Origin of the sequence: Hominisplanchenecus sp. (genome assembly GCF_046967715.1) — a bacterium.
Lineage (GTDB): Bacteria > Bacillota > Clostridia > Lachnospirales > Lachnospiraceae > Hominisplanchenecus > Hominisplanchenecus faecis.
In genome coordinates this window covers 1-18,434 of the sequence record NZ_JBKVNQ010000054.1, presented here as the reverse complement: position 1 = coordinate 18,434, position 18,434 = coordinate 1, and the positions used below count along the sequence as shown (strand labels likewise).

The 18,434-nt window shown below is 43.2% G+C and carries 14 protein-coding genes; 3 read left to right on the top strand and 11 right to left on the bottom strand.

Translation table 11 applies throughout. The annotated features are described in order from the left end of the window. Positions 1 to 219 precede the first annotated feature (219 nt). The 6 genes from ACLTL4_RS08650 to rpmJ form a co-directional block, all read right to left on the bottom strand. Positions 220 to 756, bottom strand: coding sequence for a bL17 family ribosomal protein (locus ACLTL4_RS08650; protein WP_173867100.1), 537 nt, complete (start codon positions 754 to 756; stop codon positions 220 to 222). Positions 757 to 893: 137 nt separating this feature from the next. Continuing rightward, positions 894 to 1,853 carry a DNA-directed RNA polymerase subunit alpha gene (locus ACLTL4_RS08645; RefSeq protein WP_022119846.1) on the bottom strand — a complete coding sequence of 320 codons (960 nt, stop codon included), beginning with the start codon at positions 1,851 to 1,853 and terminating at the stop codon, positions 894 to 896. Positions 1,854 to 1,920: 67 nt separating this feature from the next. Then, on the bottom strand, positions 1,921 to 2,514 hold the full coding sequence (gene rpsD / locus ACLTL4_RS08640; protein WP_022119845.1) for a 30S ribosomal protein S4: 594 nt from the start codon (positions 2,512 to 2,514) through the stop codon (positions 1,921 to 1,923). Positions 2,515 to 2,530: 16 nt separating this feature from the next. Continuing rightward, entirely contained in the window at positions 2,531 to 2,926 is a 396-nt protein-coding gene (gene rpsK / locus ACLTL4_RS08635; RefSeq protein ID WP_022119844.1) for a 30S ribosomal protein S11, read from the bottom strand. Positions 2,927 to 2,997: 71 nt separating this feature from the next. Continuing rightward, positions 2,998 to 3,366, bottom strand: coding sequence for a 30S ribosomal protein S13 (rpsM, locus tag ACLTL4_RS08630; RefSeq protein ID WP_022119843.1), 369 nt, complete (start codon positions 3,364 to 3,366; stop codon positions 2,998 to 3,000). 364 nt (positions 3,367 to 3,730) lie between these two features. After that, the gene (rpmJ, locus tag ACLTL4_RS08625) at positions 3,731 to 3,844 is read right to left on the bottom strand and encodes a 50S ribosomal protein L36 (protein WP_003497809.1); all 114 of its coding nucleotides are present in this window, start codon (positions 3,842 to 3,844) and stop codon (positions 3,731 to 3,733) included. 304 nt (positions 3,845 to 4,148) lie between these two features. Between rpmJ and ACLTL4_RS08620 the strand changes: the two genes are divergently transcribed. Continuing rightward, positions 4,149 to 5,393, top strand: coding sequence for a helix-turn-helix domain-containing protein (locus tag ACLTL4_RS08620; RefSeq protein WP_412291125.1), 1,245 nt, complete (start codon positions 4,149 to 4,151; stop codon positions 5,391 to 5,393). Here ACLTL4_RS08620 and ACLTL4_RS08615 read toward each other — a convergent pair. After that, entirely contained in the window at positions 5,372 to 6,874 is a 1,503-nt protein-coding gene (locus ACLTL4_RS08615; RefSeq protein ID WP_412291124.1) for an ABC transporter substrate-binding protein, read from the bottom strand. The two genes, ACLTL4_RS08620 and ACLTL4_RS08615, sit on opposite strands and share 22 nt — an antisense overlap. A gap of 213 nt (positions 6,875 to 7,087) precedes the next feature. Here ACLTL4_RS08615 and ACLTL4_RS08610 point away from each other — a divergent pair, with 213 nt between their 5' ends. Further along, the gene (locus ACLTL4_RS08610) at positions 7,088 to 8,794 is read left to right on the top strand and encodes a sensor histidine kinase (RefSeq protein ID WP_412291123.1); all 1,707 of its coding nucleotides are present in this window, start codon (positions 7,088 to 7,090) and stop codon (positions 8,792 to 8,794) included. A gap of 20 nt (positions 8,795 to 8,814) precedes the next feature. On the opposite strand, the gene ACLTL4_RS08605 is transcribed toward ACLTL4_RS08610, so the two are convergent. From ACLTL4_RS08605 to ACLTL4_RS08590, 4 genes are read right to left on the bottom strand one after another with little or no spacing between them, the layout of a single operon-like run. Then, positions 8,815 to 10,602, bottom strand: a complete 1,788-nt coding sequence (locus tag ACLTL4_RS08605) for a glycoside hydrolase family 3 protein (RefSeq protein WP_412320419.1) — start codon at positions 10,600 to 10,602, stop codon at positions 8,815 to 8,817. Between the two features lie 47 nt (positions 10,603 to 10,649). Further along, positions 10,650 to 12,002, bottom strand: coding sequence for an ISL3 family transposase (locus ACLTL4_RS08600; RefSeq protein WP_412291134.1), 1,353 nt, complete (start codon positions 12,000 to 12,002; stop codon positions 10,650 to 10,652). After that, the gene (locus ACLTL4_RS08595; protein ID WP_242972180.1) at positions 11,965 to 12,408 is read right to left on the bottom strand and encodes a transposase family protein; all 444 of its coding nucleotides are present in this window, start codon (positions 12,406 to 12,408) and stop codon (positions 11,965 to 11,967) included. The genes ACLTL4_RS08600 and ACLTL4_RS08595 overlap by 38 nt, the downstream gene beginning before the upstream one ends. 60 nt (positions 12,409 to 12,468) lie before the next feature. Beyond that, positions 12,469 to 14,268: a glycoside hydrolase family 3 C-terminal domain-containing protein gene (locus ACLTL4_RS08590; RefSeq protein WP_412320418.1), complete on the bottom strand. Its 1,800-nt coding sequence runs from the start codon at positions 14,266 to 14,268 to the stop codon at positions 12,469 to 12,471. 745 nt (positions 14,269 to 15,013) lie between these two features. Here ACLTL4_RS08590 and ACLTL4_RS08585 point away from each other — a divergent pair. Next, on the top strand, positions 15,014 to 18,434 hold a 3,421-nt coding region (locus ACLTL4_RS08585; protein WP_412320417.1), incomplete at its 3' end, for a GDSL-type esterase/lipase family protein.

Genomic DNA, 18,434 nt, shown 5'->3' with positions numbered 1-18,434 from the left:
TCAATGGCAGGGAGATTATTATATTATTTTCAATGTGCAGACATGCACACTCCTGTGCTTTCATCTCGGTAATTGAATTGCCGAGGATTCCCGCTTATTGTCCTAAATGATGTTAAGGGCAAAATGCCTGGCAGCTTTACATCCTGATAGCACAAAAGCCGCCTCGAATCCTGTGAATTCGAAACGGCTCTGTTATCGTTTTATAAATTGATGTCCGGATTATACCAGCTCAAGCAGAACTTTCATAGCGTTATCGCCTTTACGAAGACCAATCTTAACGATTCTTGTGTAACCACCGTTACGTCCTTCGTATTTCGGAGCGATCTCTGTAAACAGTTTGTCTACCATGTCTACCTGTTTTGTGTTTTTCTTCTTTCCTGCTGCTTCTGTAGGAACTTCTGTTACCGGGTACAGAACTTTCAGCATCTGACGACGAGCGTGCAGTCTGGAAGGATTGTCTTTTTTGATTTCTTTCTGTACTTCATCGTATACAGTTACTTTCTTGCCGTCTACGACTTCTTTTACTCTCTTACCGTCTTTGTCTTTACGTGCTACTTTAGCAGTAACGGTAACTGTTTCAAAGTTGTCTTTTTCTTTAACAGCCAGAGCGATCAGACCTTCTGCAACTTTGCGGATTTCTTTAGCTTTCTGTTCTGTAGTAACGATTTTTCCATGATACAGCAGAGATGTAACCTGTCCTCTGATCAGGGCTTTTCTCTGGTCTGCTGTTCTGCTAAGTTTTCTATAACCTGCCATTTTATTTTCCTCCATTTGTGGAACATCTGCCAATGCTCTTCGGGCTTACTTGACAGATGCTGTCTTGTCCATAATGTCCAGTGCCGGGATTGCCAAGGCTGCTATCCGCCTGCACTGTATATAACTCGGGTTGAATTTTATTCTTCGCTCGGGTTGAGCTGTAATCCCAGCTCTTTCAGCTTGCCAAGTACTTCTTCAAGTGATTTACGTCCGAGGTTACGAACTTTCATCATATCTTCCGGAGTCTTGCTGCAAAGCTCTTCTACTGTATTGATACCTGCTCTCTTCAGGCAGTTGTAAGAACGTACGGAAAGTTCCAGTTCGTCGATGTTCATCTCCAGAACCTTTTCTTTCTCATTGCTTTCTTTTTCAATCATGATCTCTGCTGATTTCGCATTCTCAGACAGATCGATGAACAGATTCAGATGAGCACTCAGAACCTTTGCTGCAAGGCTGACTACCTCATCCGGAGCCAGTGTTCCGTTTGTCCAGATATCCATGGTCAGTTTATCGTAATCGGTTACCTGACCTACACGGGTATTCTCGACTTTATAGTTTACACGGTCAACCGGTGTGTAGATAGAATCTACTGCGATCACACCGATCGGCATATCATCTGTTTTACCTTTATCCGCACTGATATAGCCTCTGCCCTTGGTGATGGTCAGTTCCATATACAGTTTACAGTTTGTACCGCCGTTCAGGGTTGCGATAACCTGATCCGGATTCATGATTACGATATCGGAGTCTGCCTTGATATCAGCAGCGGTGACAACGCCTTCGCCTTCATACTCGATGTATGCAACTTTCGGCTCATCTGTTTCGCTGTTGTTCTGAATAGCAAGGGACTTGATATTCATGATGATCTCTGTAACGTCTTCTTTTACTCCCGGAATTGAGCTGAATTCATGGAGTACACCTTCGATCTTTACCTGGCTTACTGCTGCTCCAGGTAAAGATGAGAGCATGATTCTTCTAAGTGAATTGCCGAGTGTTGTACCATAACCTCTCTCCAGAGGCTCAACAACAAATCTTCCGTATTTCTTATCTTCTGAAATCTCAGCTATTTCAATTTTAGGTTTATTAAAATCGAACATATAGTCCCTCCTTGTTGGGTTATTTGGTGTATGAGGGGTTCTACGCACCGTAGTACGGTGCTATTTATTACTTAGAATACAGCTCGACGATAAGCATCTCGTTTACAGGAACATCAATCACTTCTCTTGCTGGAAGCTCTTTTACCGTACCTTTGAGTGCTTCCATATCGCAATCCAGCCATTCCGGTACCAGTCTGCCGCCTGTTACTTCTACGATATCTTTATATCTCTGCATAGATTTGCATTTTTCTTTGATTTCGATAACGTCGCCAGCTTTTACCAGATAAGATGGAATGTTTACCTGCTTACCGTTTACTGTTACGTGTTTATGATCTACGATCTGTCTTGCTTCTCTTCTTGTTCTTGCAAAACCAAGACGGAATACTACGCTGTCCAGTCTGGATTCCAGCATAACCATCAGGTTTTCACCTGTCATACCCGGCATTTTTTCAGCTTTTTTGTAGTAGTTACGGAAAGGTTTTTCCAGAACACCATAGATGAATTTTGCTTTCTGTTTTTCGCGAAGCTGCAGACCGTACTCACTCATTTTACGGTTTGCTCTCTTCAGCTCTCTATTGGATTTTTTATCATATCCTAAGTAAATCGGATCCATACCCAGGGATCTGCATCTTTTAAGAACAGGAACTCTATTTACTGCCATTTCGCTAACCTCCTAATTAGACTCTTCTACGTTTCGGTGGACGACAACCATTGTGTGGAACAGGTGTTACGTCGCGGATGCTTGTTACTTCCAGACCACATGCCTGAAGAGCACGGATTGCTGCTTCACGACCTGAACCCGGTCCTTTTACAAATACATCTACCGTCTTGAGTCCATGAATCAGAGCTGCTTTTGTTGCAGTCTCTGCAGCCATCTGTGCTGCATACGGAGTAGATTTCCTTGAACCTCTAAATCCCAGACCACCGGCACTTGCCCATGATAAAGCATTTCCTTCTGCATCTGTCAGAGTTACGATTGTATTATTGAAAGATGACTGAATATGTGCCTGTCCGCGTTCAACGTTTTTCTTAACGCGCTTTTTTGTCACTTTTTTGGTAACTTTTTTAGCCATTTTAAACTAACCTACTTTCTTTTCGCTTTCTATAGTTAACTTGATCTGCTTTGCAATTTCCTGCTCAGGTCTTATTTCTTCTTGTTTGCAACAGTTCTCTTAGGACCTTTTCTTGTTCTTGCGTTTGTCTTAGTCTTCTGACCACGAACCGGAAGACCTTTTCTGTGACGGATTCCTCTGTAGCATCCGATCTCCTGAAGTCTCTTGATGTTCAGAGCGATCTCTCTTCTCAGATCACCTTCTACTGTATAATGCTCGTCCATTACGTCACGGATTCTGCTTACTTCTTCGTCAGTCAGATCTCTTACGCGAGTATCCGGATTAACCTTTGCATCTGCAAGGATTTTGTTAGCGCTTACTCTACCGATACCGTAGATGTAAGTCAGACCAATTTCGATACGTTTTTCTCTTGGTAAGTCTACACCAGCAATACGTGCCATGTAATTATTCCTCCATTTTCTTTGAGAATGTTATGTACAGCCCGCCATCCGGGTATGATAACGTCTGAAATGATGTGTACATTTTCATTCTTCCTTATATTGTCCCTAATTGAGGCTTACGGCAAAACCGTCCGCCCAGCCGCACAAAAACCGTACAGCCTTTCCGTATTTGCGACGGTACTCACAAATCCGGTATTACAAGCAATATATCATGGTCTGCGACAGTCAGCCGATATCTTCTGACACACGGGACTGTCGTCCCTTTCTCACCCATATATATTGTTATCAGCATAAACAACGCCGCCTGGCGGTTCATACTGCAGCCGCACTTAATTCAAATAAACAGTTCTCAGTTTGTTATAAATTAACCCTGACGCTGTTTATGTTTCGGGTTCTCACAGATGACTCTGATGCTTCCCTTTCTCTTGATGATTTTGCATTTTTCGCAAATCGGTTTTACAGATGATCTAACCTTCATGGTTCTGCCTCCTTTCACCAATGTTACCCCTAAAATCAGGTGCAAATGGACATAAAAATTGCGTAATTCCGCAAAGTCCGAATATCAGTATAGCACCTGTCTTTTTAAATTGCAAGCCTATTTTTCTTTCTATATAATGCAAAATATATTTTTGTGGAATATGTACAGAATATATGCTATTATATGTGCATAATTATCGGTATTGTAAAGATACCAGTGTCAAAAGGCTGAAACTGCGATGTGTCTGCACAGAAGCGGTTTCATGGCTTACTTTAATATCTTGTGAACGAAAGAAGGGATCTTTTTGAATCTGCTGATCGTAGACGATGAAAAATTTTCAGTAGAAGCTCTCCAGAATACAGTTCCCTGGGCAGAACTTGGGATCCATCATGTCTTTTCCTGTTATAATATCCAGGATGCAAAAGAACTGCTGGAAAACGAAACCATAAACATTATGGTCTGTGATATCGAAATGCCTTCCGGAAGCGGCCTGGATCTGCTCGCCTGGGTGGAAAAAGAAGGTATGCCACTGGTATCGATCCTGCTGACCTGCCATCCGGACTTTTCCTATGCAGTCACTGCCCTGGAGCATGGGGCACTTGCCTATCTTTTAAAACCGTTCAAGCCAGAAGAACTGCACAGCACCATACGCCAAGCGATCGCCAAAGTCCGGGAACTTCAGCATATTGCCAGACTCCAGAAAAGAGAAGCTCTCTCCAATGCCAGCCGGACGCTTGTGCAGGAACAGTTCTGGTTTCAGCTGATCACCGGAATGTTCCTAGACTGCGACCGTTCTTACGTTGCATGGGAATGCTCCTGGAAAAACATTGATTTTCCGGACGATACCCTGTTTTATCCTGTCCTGTTTCTGGTTACGAAAAATCAGGCAGACGGCATGAACCGAAGTCTTGTAAATTTCACTGTCAAAAATGTTTTAAACGAAGTCCTTCTGTCTTCGGGAAACTGTCCGCCGCCGGTCACACTGTTTTCTTATTATGTGGTGCTGATTCCTGCTCCTGTTCTTCTTCCCGAAAAAGAAATGAAAGAAAAATATGACCATATCATCGATTTTCTGCGCCGGAACTATCATCTGCTTCTGCAATATTTCTGCGGAAAAACCGTGTCATGGAATGAGCTTTATGAGCAGGTTTCTTCTCTTCGCAGGCAAGCCGACACTTTGCTTGCCTCCTTGGAAAATGCGTGCGACAGTCAGAAGGAAAATGTATCTGTCATCGAGCAGAGCATCCGTCTGATCCAGGAGAATCCGGACATTTCCCGTGAAGAACTCGCCTCCCGTTTCTTCCTGAATCCGGATTACTTTGCCAAACTGTTCAAAAAAGAAACCGGAAAGGCACTTAGCGATTACATTGCCGACCTGAAACTGGAAGAAGCAAAATATATGCTCTCGCAGACGGCGGACGGCATCAGCAATATTGCTTCGCTTCTCGGATACAGCAACTTTTCTTATTTTTCAAAAATGTTCCGTAAAAAGACCGGCATGACCCCAAGTGAATACCGCAAAGCTTATTACGGAACGATTCCTTCCTGAGCAGCTTTCCATTCGTCCACCTGCTGCTGAACTTCTTTTACCAGCTGTTCTGATCCTGCCTGCCGCAGCTCTTTTCGAAACTGCGGCAGTACCTGCTCCACATCGCAGACTCCGCAGTTCAGTTTGTCTTTATATTTATTGATCACATTCTGTATTTTCACAAGATCCACCGAAACTTTACTTGCATCAAACCAGAATCCGTATGCCGGTGAGACGATGGCATCCTGTTTCATCTCTTCCATCTCTTCTTTGACATTCTCATCGACCCCGACCCACAGTTTTGCGTTCAGCCGGTTAAACATCCATTTATAGTACAACTGGTAGGAATCGTCATTTTCTTCTGTTTCCGGAGGGTTTTCCAGATGTCCGTCTCCACGCTCCACATAGTCTGCTCCTTTCAGGCCATACAGAATGGTCGTCAGAATATCCTGGTCTTCATAAATGGCATTTAATGCCTGCACTGCCTCTTTCGGATAAGTACAGTTTCTGGCAATGCACCACACATACACCCAGTCACATTCTGTATCAATCAGTGGTTTCTGATCAAATACAGCATATGCTATTTTATCGCCATTCATATTTTCCAGATATTCCCTTTCATCCGGACGTACCACAACTTCAGATGAAAACGCAAACCCTCCTCCCAAAAGCGACTGTCCATATTCTCCGAAAGTCATGATATCTTTTGGAAGATAACCTTTCTGATACCATTTTTGAATCATCCGCACACGCTTTTCATATTCTTCTGTCTCATACATATTTTTGACCTGCAGCGTATCATCCTCATAATCCACCATGCAGAGCATGTCATCCAGCAGATCACCGATCGGATTCCTTGCAATTGCGATCGGTCCTGTCTTTGCTTTTGCCCAGGGAATGATATCCGGCTCATTTTTTCTGATCGTCTCAAGCAGAGGTTCCATATCTTCGATCTTCTTTACCTTACTCAGATCCATCTGATATTTCCGGACGTATTCATTATTAAAAAGCACTCCGACATAATTTGTGTCACTGTATGTTTTCGGGATTCCATAGACATGTCCGGACAGACTTTTTTCAATCTCTGCTTTATCTTCCAGTACTCGTTTCAGTTCTGATCCGTATTTGTCAAGATACGGAGCCATATCAAGCAGCATACCTTTCTCTGCATACTTTTTGAATTCTGCATAATAAAAGCCTTTGATATCCACGCCTTCTGCTGCATCTGTATAAAATGCAAAATCTTTCCCCGCACTCGTGTCATCTCTTAGCAGTTCGATCTGGAATCCATATTTCTGATGTGACAGATCCCCCAGCTTTTCGTTGACTCTTTGAAGGGCAGAATCACTTGCCGCTATTCCGGATACACCGACCTTGATCACCGGCTCTTCTTTCTGCTTTTTTGTCTGCCCGGCTGTTTTGCTGCATCCGCATATGCTCAGCAGCATCGAGAGCATCAGTGCCGTGATTCTTTTTATGCCTCGGATTTTTTTTCTTCTCATTGCATCACCTTCCACCTTTTAGTATCTTCTCTTCACTTAGCAATGGATTTTTTCTCCTGATATGGTATCATAAATTCAGGAATCCCGCCGGCATCCTTACCATTGCAGAAAATGTTTCCATCTTTGCTCAACTGTTACTCGCCCCGGGTAATCTTAACCCCATACTATAATAGCACAATTTAAACTTTCTTTTCACAGTCAAGGAGTACTTTTATGAAAAACCTGATCCGGAAAATAAAAAATCTCTCACGCATCCAAATGCACTTTGTCTGGTTCTATCTGGCTGCTTTTCTTCTCTCTGCCCTGGTTCTGCTTTCCTGCAATTTCTGGTATAAGAACCGCATGACCGAGTATGCCGTCCGTTCAAGTCAGAATACCTTACAGCTGCATATAAATGCACTGGATACGCAGCTGGAAAACACTTCCAGTTTTCTCTCAAATTTTCTTCTGATGGACACCGACCATGTAACGCTTGCCACCACAGACAATGCGGACGAATGTCTCAACGCCCAGCTTTCCATTCAGAACACCTTTGCCCAGCAGCTCTCTCTTTACGACAATATCAGCGGACTTTTGTTTTATGCCCCATGGTCGGATGTCTTTCTCATGAAAAGCAACCTGACCGAACCGCTCTCAGACCGGATCGCAATTCGGGATTATATAAAAGACTACTACCTCCGGACTCGCTCTGCGGAAGATGCACCTTCCATCCTTCGCTGGTTTCCGGTTTCTTTAAACGGACATACCTTTCTGATCTCCATTGCTTCTTATGAGCATACTTATGTTGCTTCCTGGTACCGTATTGAGACGATTCTCTCCCCGCTGACTTCTCTGGAAGATTCTGAGCATATTTCCTATTATCTTTCGGACACCCGTCAGGATTCTTCCCTCTATTCCGTAGATTCCAGAGTCCTTTCTTCCGAAGAAGCTCTGCATCATTCAAAATCTTCGATTGCGATCTCTGTGACTTCTTCAGAAAATAATTATGCTCTCTGGAGCTGTATCCCGACTTCTTCACTGACTGCCGGATTCGGAAGCTTTGTTATCATTCTGCTGATCCTCGGATCTGTATTTCTGTTTCTGATCTTCTTTCAGGCAGTACTTTTGCAGCGACAGGTTTTAAAACCGGTCTCTGTCATTACCAGAGGAATGCAGAGTCTGCGTCAGGGAAATTTCGGTGTGACGCTGCCGGTTCCGCATGTAAAAAACGAATTTTCCGATATGACAGAAACATTCAATTTTATGAGCAGTGAGATCCAGACGCTGAAAGTCCGGCTCTACGAGGAAAAACTGGACCGTGCAAATATGGAACTGGATTATCTGACACTTCAGATCAAACCACACTTTTACCTGAACTGCCTGAATGTTATCTACAGCCTGAACCTGAGCGGCCGCACAGAGCTTGTCTCCCAGATGACCTCTTATCTGATGATCTATTTCCGCTACCTGTTCAAATCCTCTTCTTCCCTTGTTCCTCTGAAAGAAGAAATGGAACACATCCGCACCTATCTGCATATTCAGGAACTTCGTTCTTCTTCGGATTTTACGACCGACTTCTCCATTGATGAAGTTGCTGCCGTACATCCGATCCCGGTGCTGTCAGTTCACACGTTTGTCGAAAACATCTTCAAACATGCTGCCTCCTCATGTGATGATCTGGAAATCTCTCTGGAAGCCCATATGGTCTCTGAGAACGGAACGGACTTTCTGCACATTCAGATTCACGACAATGGCGATGGTTTTGAGGAAGAACAGTTAAAGCAGCTCAACGATATGCACAGTCCTGCTCCAAAAGACGGAAAACACATCGGAATCCACAACATAAAGCACCGCCTTCTCTCGATCTATGGGGAAAATGCAAGACTGCTGTTTTCCAACCACGAGGAGGGCGGTGCCAGGATTGATTTCTGGATTCCTTAATTCAGAAATTTTGACTGTTTTTATTTCACGGTAACTTTCACTTTCTTTGTCACGCCATTGCAGGTTACACGGATGCTTGTTTTTCCTTTTTTCTTACCTTTGACAACGCCTTTTTTGCTGACAGTTGCAATCTTCTTATTCATGGATTTAAAGGTAATCTTATCTGCTGTGGACGCACTTGCTTTGATCTTTACTTTCTTGCCTGCTTTTACACTGACTTTTTTCTTTGCAACAGTCAGAATTGTTTTCTGATTCTGCTGTGCTTTTTCAAAGGCTGCTTTTGCTTCCTGTGCTTCTTTGGCTGCTTTTGTTGCTTCTGCTGCGGCTTTTTCTGCTGCCACTTTGGCTGCTTCTGCTGCCTTCTGTGATGCCTCTGCTGCCGCTGCTTTTTCTTCTGCTTCTTTTTGTGCTTCTTCTGATGCCTTTGCTTTTTCGGCTGCGGCATTCTTTTCGTTCTCTGCAGCTTTGGCTTTTTCTTCTGCTTCTTTCTTTGCTTCCTCTGCTGCCTTTGCTTTTTCGGCCGCTTCCGCTGCTTTCTTTTCTGCTTCTTTTCTTGCTGCCTCTGCCTCTTTCCGTGCTGCTTCGGCTGCGGCTTTCGCTGCTTCTGCTTCTTTCTGGGCTTTCTGTGCGGCTTCTGCTGCCTTGGCTGCATCAGAATTGATCAGCTTACTGTTCATCGTGTCAAAAACTTTGGTTCGCTTGATCACGTTCAGCATATTGATCGCAGATTTCTGAAGATCACCAAGTCTCATCTCGCCGTCTTCCAGACCTTTGAGAACCTGTGCTTCGTTTTTACCAGGCATCTCGCAGTCATTTCCTGCACGCATCATCACGGCACGGATATTTCTTCCATAATACATAGATCCCTGTTTTACGCCAAATACAGAATACCAGTCAGACATTACAAATCCGTCAAATCCCCATTCATTTCTCAGAATCTCCGTCAGCAGTCCATAGTGCTGGAAGGTAGAAGCTCCATTTACCTGATTGTAAGAGCTCATAATAAACATCGGAGCCGATTTTTTGACGGTGATCTCAAAACCTTTCAGATAAATTTCTCTCGCTGCACGTTCCGAAACAACGGAGTTGCTTCCAAAACGGCTCGCCTCCTGGTTATTGAATGCAAAATGTTTGATCGTCACACCGATTCCGGTTGCACTGCCGTCTTCGTTTTTTTGCACGCCATCGGTAACAGCGGCTGCTGTAAGACCGGATACCAGCGGATCTTCCGAATAATATTCATAGTTACGTCCACAGATCGGATCACGGTGAATGTTCATGCCCGGTGCCAGAAGAGAAGTAATACCAAGCTCCAGCATTTCGGTGCCGATCGCACGTCCAACCATCTCGATCACCTCTGGATCCCAGGTCTGTGCAAGACAGGTACCTACCGGGAATGCAGTACAATACTGATAGCGGTAACCTTCCTCGGTAAACAGCTCTTCACCGGCTGCGATTGCTGCATTGTAATCTTCTTCCGATTTGATTTCTGCATCATAATAATATGCCGGTTTGGTACTCATCTCATATGCATGGAATTTATAATAGGTAATGCCAGGAATATACGCTGCTCCTTCTTCTACCGGCAGACAGTTCAGATATTTGTTTGTAATACGGATACCGGCCGGTCCATCGGAAAGAACGATATTCGGGATAAATCTGGAGTTATAAAGGTTGCTTGTCGTCTCGCCTGCTGCTCCGAAAACAGAGTCTGCATTGTTTCCGATGATCGGTGCATTGTCGCCGCTCGCCTGAACACCTGTATAAGTTCCGCCTTCCACCAGGTCTGCAAGTTCGGTATTTGACATACTTGCTACCAGTTGTCCAGCTGAAATTTTGCCGGTTCTTTCCATACTTAGTTGAATTTAACGTGAAAGAGTTCTCCGAATAGCACTTTCGCTTTCAATAGTTCAAAACTGTTTCGACCATACATTACCCGTTTTATGACTTTGATTTTATTTACACTGCCTTCTGCTAAGCCATTATTATACGAATATATAATTCCATTTTTTACAGCTGTTATATCCTTTTTTATGCCGTTTATGAATGTTTGAAGTTCAGGGATATCATATTTTTGTGCTGCATTGATCCATTCATCTAATTTTGTAGGTTTTTTAGAGAATATGACATTACAAAAGTCTTTGGTTAATGTATATAACTCACTCAATAAAGGATATTTTTTTAATACTTCCTGATACTGTTTGACAGTGATTGTGCCAATATCCTCGAGTTTTTTATAAACCAGCTGGCATAAGGATTTCCTTTGCACATATTCAGAATGCGGCTTTTCTGTTTCATTCTGTTCATGCATTCGTGTTCTTTCTTTTTGCATAAACATTCGTAACGAAGCTACACTGCCAGTATATCCCTTTTTACAAATAATATCATGTATTTGGGGATACGTTAATCCCTGGCTCCTGAGTTTTATTACCTCGTTCTCATATGGAGCTAATTTTCCTGGAATTCGAACATTATAGTGACCATTTGTAACTGAAAAATCAGGATTTAAATAATTTTGTATAGTCTTATGGGCACGGTGCATCTGAGATGCAATCTGCTCAATCGGATATCCTGCCAAAGCCATTTCTCTTGCTTCTTTTATTTCCTGTTCTTTTTGTTTTATTGCCAGCTGGTGTTGCCGTTCCCTGGCAATTTCCTTGCTTTCTGGAATCTGGTCTTCTGGAATCGCAAGATATTTTTGGATTGTTTTAGGTGATGAATGTAACAATAATGCTATATCCGATATGGTCAGTCCTTCCCTGCGTTTTTCATGGGCGAATTTTATACGCAATGACCGGTTTGCAGTGTTATATAATGCTTTCATTTCATCCGTAACGCTTTCTGTTAATGGTATTTCAACCCTTGCAGGAAACTCACGAAATATATATTTACAGATAACTTCCGAAAGTCCCTTTATCAAGTGAAAACGGTCACTAATCTGTATGACATCAGGATGAGAATTTGTAGCAGCGAATGCGTATGTAATGGCTCCATCCCTTGAAATAACTTCGATATTGTGAAACGTTTTCAGCCAGTTGCAGACATCATTTGTATCTCTTGACGGAATCATATCAACAATCCGATGATTTTCCAAATTTATCATAACTGTTCCATAAGAAAATCTTTTACGGAGAGCAAAGTCATCCACACATACCATTTTTACAGAAGATTTATCCACAATGGATGGCATTTTTTTTAAGCAGATCACAGATGCTGCTTTTGCAAACTGAAATATTTTCGCTTTTTAAAAGTTTAGAAGCATTCAACGAGCTTAGTTGGGATGATGTATATAAAATATTTTGGATTAACCTGTTCGTTTTTTTCGATTTAGCAGCCACAAATGGATGTTTCTCGGAAAAAGTTTTATGAGAACAGTCCAGATTCATACATCGCATTTTCCTGGTATCTACCAACAGAATGACCTTTTTTCCTTGCATAGGAAGATCTTGAATTTCTCTTTCATAAATAGAATGAACTTTAGATGTTTTTCTTCCACAAAACGGACATTCTAATTCAGTTATTGTTGATGCAATATGAAAAATCACTTTATCTTCTTTTATGCGATATTGTATTAGTTCATAGGCTGGGTCAAGTAACTTAATAAATTCGTCCATATAAATATCCCTCTTGGTAAATATATTTTGAATGTATTATATAACTTTAACACATCAATTTCAACTAAATGTGGAAAGAACCATTTTGCCGTTTACCACATCAACCAGTGTATAAGAATCAGATGTTGTCACTTTTTCCAGTTTTTCTCCCTCTTTCTTATCTTCTGACTGAGCGTATGCATAAGAATCGCTGTTCTCATCGTTTTCACTGACATAGGCGGTGATTTCGCCGTTTCCGTAGGTGTGTGTTTCTGCATTTGGGAAATCCTGGCTCTTAAGGCTTAAATCTTTGTGATCTGCACTGACTCCGTCTGCGGTAATATCGACTTTTGTTCCAAAGTCTTCGGAAGCAGAATCCAGAAGATCTACTGCGGTCGCACTATCTTCCATCACATATTTCGCATCGTAGCTGCCCGCTTCCATGCTCTCTTTTGTCAGTCCCAGTTCGTTGTCACAGTACTCGGTCACAACTTCTGTGTCCAGGGAAATCTTTGCCGCTTCTGCATTGTTTCTTGAGCTGTTTCCGACACGGATCGTATAATCACCCGCTTCCATCACATAAGCTTCTTTTTTCTCATCGTAGCTTGCCATATCATCGGTATCAAATGTAATCTCCACTTTCTGAGATTTGCCGGCTTCCACTTCTACTTTTTTGTAGCCTGCCAGCTCCTGATACGGTTTGTCCAGCTCACCGTCCGGTGCTGAGAAATAAACTTCTACTACTTCTTTGCCGTCCGCTGTTCCGGTATTTGTAACCGTTGCACTGACTTTGATCTGATCTTCATCTGCTTCTACGGAATCGGTATGGATCTCAAAATCCGTGTAAGAAAGTCCATATCCGAATTCATATGCCACTTTCTTTCCAAACGTATCAAAATAGCGATATCCCACAAAAATATCATCCTGATAAAATTCTTCCAGTGAATTTCCATCGTTGTTTGAAATCGTTGCCGATGCCGGATAATCTTTATAATCGATTGCCCAGGTATCTGTCAGTTTTCCAGAAGGGTTGTATGTTCCGTTTAATACCTGAACGAGTGCGTGTCCTTCATTCATACCAGCCTGTGACATCAAAAACAGGGCATCCAGACCTTCGATCTTATCACGGTTGTATTCATCTCCTTTTGTATATCCGCCAAGTCCGTTGAAAAAGTTTGTATCCACGATTCCACCGACATTCAGGACTACGATCACATGCTCAAATTTCTGTCCAAGTAAGGTCAGGTTGGCCTTTTCTGCATCGCTTAAGTAATAATCACCTTTGTCGATCGCACGGTCTTTTCCTTCTCCGGATGTACGTGCCAGAACATAAATAGCGGTATCTGTCTCTTTTGCAGCTGCTTCCACATCTGCCAGACCTTTTTCTGTGTCTCCATAGACCGGCTCATTATGTACATAATTAAAATTCAGCTGTCCTTCATATTTTTTCAGTTCCTGATTGTATTCTGCTATACGATCCTCCAGGAAAGAGGTCTCTTCGCCATCGTACTTATGGTTATTTACAATATCATAACCGGCATCTTCAAAACCCTGTTTTACAAGGATATTTCCCTCTTCCCTGACATTGACATTACCGGAACCGGTACCTCCCTTGATCGTATTGTACACACCGTTTCCGTACAGTGCTACTTTTGTGCCTTTTTCCTGAGAGATCGGCAGTGCCTGATCTTTATTTTCCATCAGGACCATGCCCTGTGTTGCTGCATACTGGGAAATTTCTGCATTCGCCTTTTCCCTTTCAATACTTGCATTCGGATCCAGATATCCGGATGCCGCAAATGCTGTTGTACTCATGCTTCCGGTCGCCATAGCTGCCGCAAGTGAGATTGCCAGAAATTTTCTTACCTGTCTGTTTTTCATGTTTTCTCCTTTCACATACCTTTGCTTTGTACTTGATTTGCTTTCGATTCATACTTGCTTTTGATGTTGAAATTTTAGCAATTTTCTTTTTCTGCCTCTACCACTTTGCAGATGTAAACTGTTCTTTTGCGGATATCTGTATATGTGAAAGGTTTGTTTTTCATAGTTCACAAGAATATCTGCTTCTATTTGAATTACCTTTTCCTGATCTTGAGATTTATATTTTATGATGCCAGGGTCAAACGGTCTAAATCCACATGAGCTTGCTCATAGGTGGATGAAAGACCTTGGGACCCGCCCCGATATGAGCATAAAAGTGGGATGATAATCCCACGATATGCGAATACCGGAGAGGATTGTGGGAGTGCAACGCACGGAACAATCCGTAGGCATCATAGTTGGGGACTTTTGACACCCACATCATTTTATTGATTTTGCCCATATTTTATGATACTATAATCGGAACATTATTTATTTTGTAACTGTTCAGAGCCAAGCAAAATTTCATAAAACAGGTGTAAAATGCTTGCATTTTTAAGACTGTTTTTGAAATTTTATTTGGCGGATACGCCACACCGACGAAATGCGTAGCATTTTGGAGGTTGGCTCTGAACAGTTACTCTATTTTTTTCATTTTCAAAGGCGTTCTGCTTATATTTCTTGTTACAATTCACCAAAACGATGTCTGTAAAGTGCATATCTGATATGAAGTACTCATGACATCACAAAAATAAGGGAGAAAAATATGATTTTAAGTAAAAAAACAAAACATGGATTATTGTCTATGGGGCTTGCTTTCGGCATACTGACCTCATCCGTCGTTTCGCCTGCATCTGTTTCTGTTCTTGCCAGCGACTATTCTGCCAGAAATGTGCTGTCTGATGCTTATATCCAGTCACAGTTCCCGGCACCAATATCAGAAGAGGACATAACCTCTGCTTCTGTCCGAAGCGAGGCTTTGCAGCTTCAGAGCAGCAAAAGAGCATTTGATCTTGATCTGTCCGGTCAGTCATTTGATGGTTCCGGCGGAATTGATTACTCCAAAAATGCCAAGTACATGGATGTATTGAAAAATCTGAAAACGACTCAGAACGATCAGACGATCATCCTTCGTTTTAAGACTTCATCCGATGGTCTGCTCTTTGGTGCCGGTACCGATGCACTGACCACCACCGGTAAAAATATGACGGTCTCGATCCGTGACGGCAAACTGCGTCTTGTAATGCGTAATACAAAAAAAGCAGATGGTGCACCTGCCGGCGGCCTGAAGGGTTCTTTCAATGTCAACCTTGCCGATGGAAACTGGCATACCGTTGCTATCAGTTTCCTGCCGTCTCTTAATTATGTCAATGACAACGTACGCATCGCCGTGGACGGCACGGACCTGAACTATGCTTCCAACACCTGGGGCAGTTCCTGGAAAGCAGGCTTTAACCAGGGAGCCGGGGCAGACTACAACCTGCTTCAGATCGGCGGCGGTTCTTATGTCGGTGTCAACAACAACGACTACGCTTCTGCCAATTTTAACGGTAAGATTGATTTTATCACCGTGATCGACAAAGCCTACAGCATGGATGACCTGAAATCCATCTCCTACGAACAGGTCAGCTCGGTCACCACCAAACTCAATGCCATGCGTCAGAGCGGAACCGGCAAGACATGGCTCTTCACCGGCGGTACAGAGGCGGTTGCCGATTTTAAAAACTCCTCTACCATCCGTAACTGGATTGGGCTTTTTGAGGATACCATGCGCAGCGGCGGCAGCTATATTGAAAGAGGACGTTTCGTATTCAATACAGCCCGTCGCGGTTCCGATGTTGCTTCTATTCTTGCAGATTACGACAGACAGATCGATGCTTACCACACGGAGGCAGTAGCCATCTCAGTTGGTGCCGAAGACTACAGCAAAGGCCAGGCAGGACTGGATACCTTCAAAGAAAATTTGAAAAAACTGGTGGATAAAATCAATGCTTCCAGAAAACTTGCCGTTGTGATCACCCCTTATCCATCCAAAGACCCTGTGCAGAATACAAACATTGCTCTTTACAAAGCTGCCATTGATGCTGTTGTCTCTGAAGATGCAAAAATCGTAGATTTCTCTTCTATCGCAGTTTCCAATATCAACGATGACGGCACTCTGACACTGGAAGGTCATCAGGCGGCTGCAAACCTTCTGAAAAACGCACTTGGCTTCGGAAGCAGTACAACTTCCTACAATTTTCACCTGAAAAACCTCGCACCAGGCTCTTACCGCACAGAAAAGAAGGAAAATGCTGATCAGATCACCGTAAAAGCAAACGGCACCACTCTGGAAGTTCATGCAGGCGGCGTTTCTGACTCCGCTGCAAAACTTACCTACACGCTGACGGACATTAACGGACAGATTTTCTCCGGCAGTGCTTCTGCTTCTGATTTTACGGTATCCGGTCTGAAGCCAGGAGAAACTTACACTTTGACGGTCAGCGACAACAGCCGCTCCGATGGTGTAACGGAAACCTATAAACCAGTCAGCATCAAGATTACGGATGGCTCTACCGGTACACTTATTTCTGAAACTTCCGATTCTGAGTACGATTTCTCCGATTTGCTGAAATCCAAAAAATCGTTAACTTACTTGTTTATGGGCGACAGTATCACTCATGGCGTTGTAACAAACGGCTACGACAACGTACCGCAGCTTTTTGCCAAATATCTGGATGAACTCGGAAGAAAAGATGACGTTGTGATCAATACCGGCGTTTCCAACGCCACCATCGCAACGACTCTGGATCAGATTGAAACGCGGCTGAAACGCTACCAGCCGGATGTCGCTGTCATTATGCTCGGCACAAACGACTGTGCAAAAAATGGTGAAAACAACGTTGCAGCTACCGGCTCCACCAGCAACGGTGCGATCAGCGTTACCGAATTCAAGAATCGTTATAAAACTCTGATTCGTGAAATCCACAAAAACAATGCCAATACCCGCATTGTTCTGCGTGTTCCATGTGCAATGATCAATTATGGTCAGCGTCAGGAGACTTTCGAGGCGTTCTTTGCTTCGATCCCGGAAGTAGCAAAAGAAATGAAAACAGAAATACCGGGACTGGAGATCGCTGTTGTCAATCATCTTGAAAACTGGAACAATTATCACGATACGGTTCGCAATGACAACCTGAGCAATCCAAACTACGCAGATGCAGATAGCCTCAACTGTGGCTGGTTCTCACCGGACGGCCTGCATCCAAACGGACGCGGCAACATCGCCATGTTCCAGCAGATCATCAAAGAGCTGAACCTGTATCAGGCAAATTCCGAACTGGCAAATTTCTCTTATGCACTGAGTGACTGGACAGATGCCTCCAATATCAAAGTCGTTGCAGAGCAGAAAGATGATCAGGCTTCCCTTGCCATGAATCAGTTTGCTTCTTATACAAATGGGCTGCGTGATGTAACTCTGACACTGACCGCCCAGAACGGAACATCCATTTCCAAAACAACAGCTTATGATGCAAACGGCAGCATTTCCCTGGATACATTGGATAAAACAAAAGATTACACCCTTCGTGTCACCGGAACTGATAAAACAAACAGCAAACAAGTAACGTTCGCTTCTGAACTTACAAAAGAGATCTCACCGGACCCGATTCCAGATCCGGAACCAAAACCAGATCCGGAACCAAAACCAGATCCGACTCCGGATCCAACACCAACTCCTACTCCGGATAAGCCGACAGACAATCAACCGTCCACCCCTGGCACTTCCGATACAACAAAGGTTTTGAAAAAGGGAGACATCGTTGCTGTTGGCAAGTACTCTTATCAGATCACGAATACCGCAAAAAAAACCGCTGCCTTTGCAGGTCTTGTCGATGAGAATGTGAAAAAAGTATCGATCGCCGCTTCCGTGAAGATCAACAATACTGCATACCGCATCACTTCCGTCAAGGCAAATGCCCTGAAAGACAAAAAGAAAATCACCAGCGTAACGATTGGCAAAAATGTTTCCACAATCGGTGCAAAAGCATTCTCCGGATGCAAAAATCTGAAAAAGATCACTGTGAAAACAACCACTTTAAAGAAAGTCGGAAAACAGGCATTTAAGGGAATCCATAAGAAAGCGGCAGTAAAAGTGCCAAGAAATAAAAAGACAGCTTACAAGAAAAAATTCCGTGGGATCTTTTCAA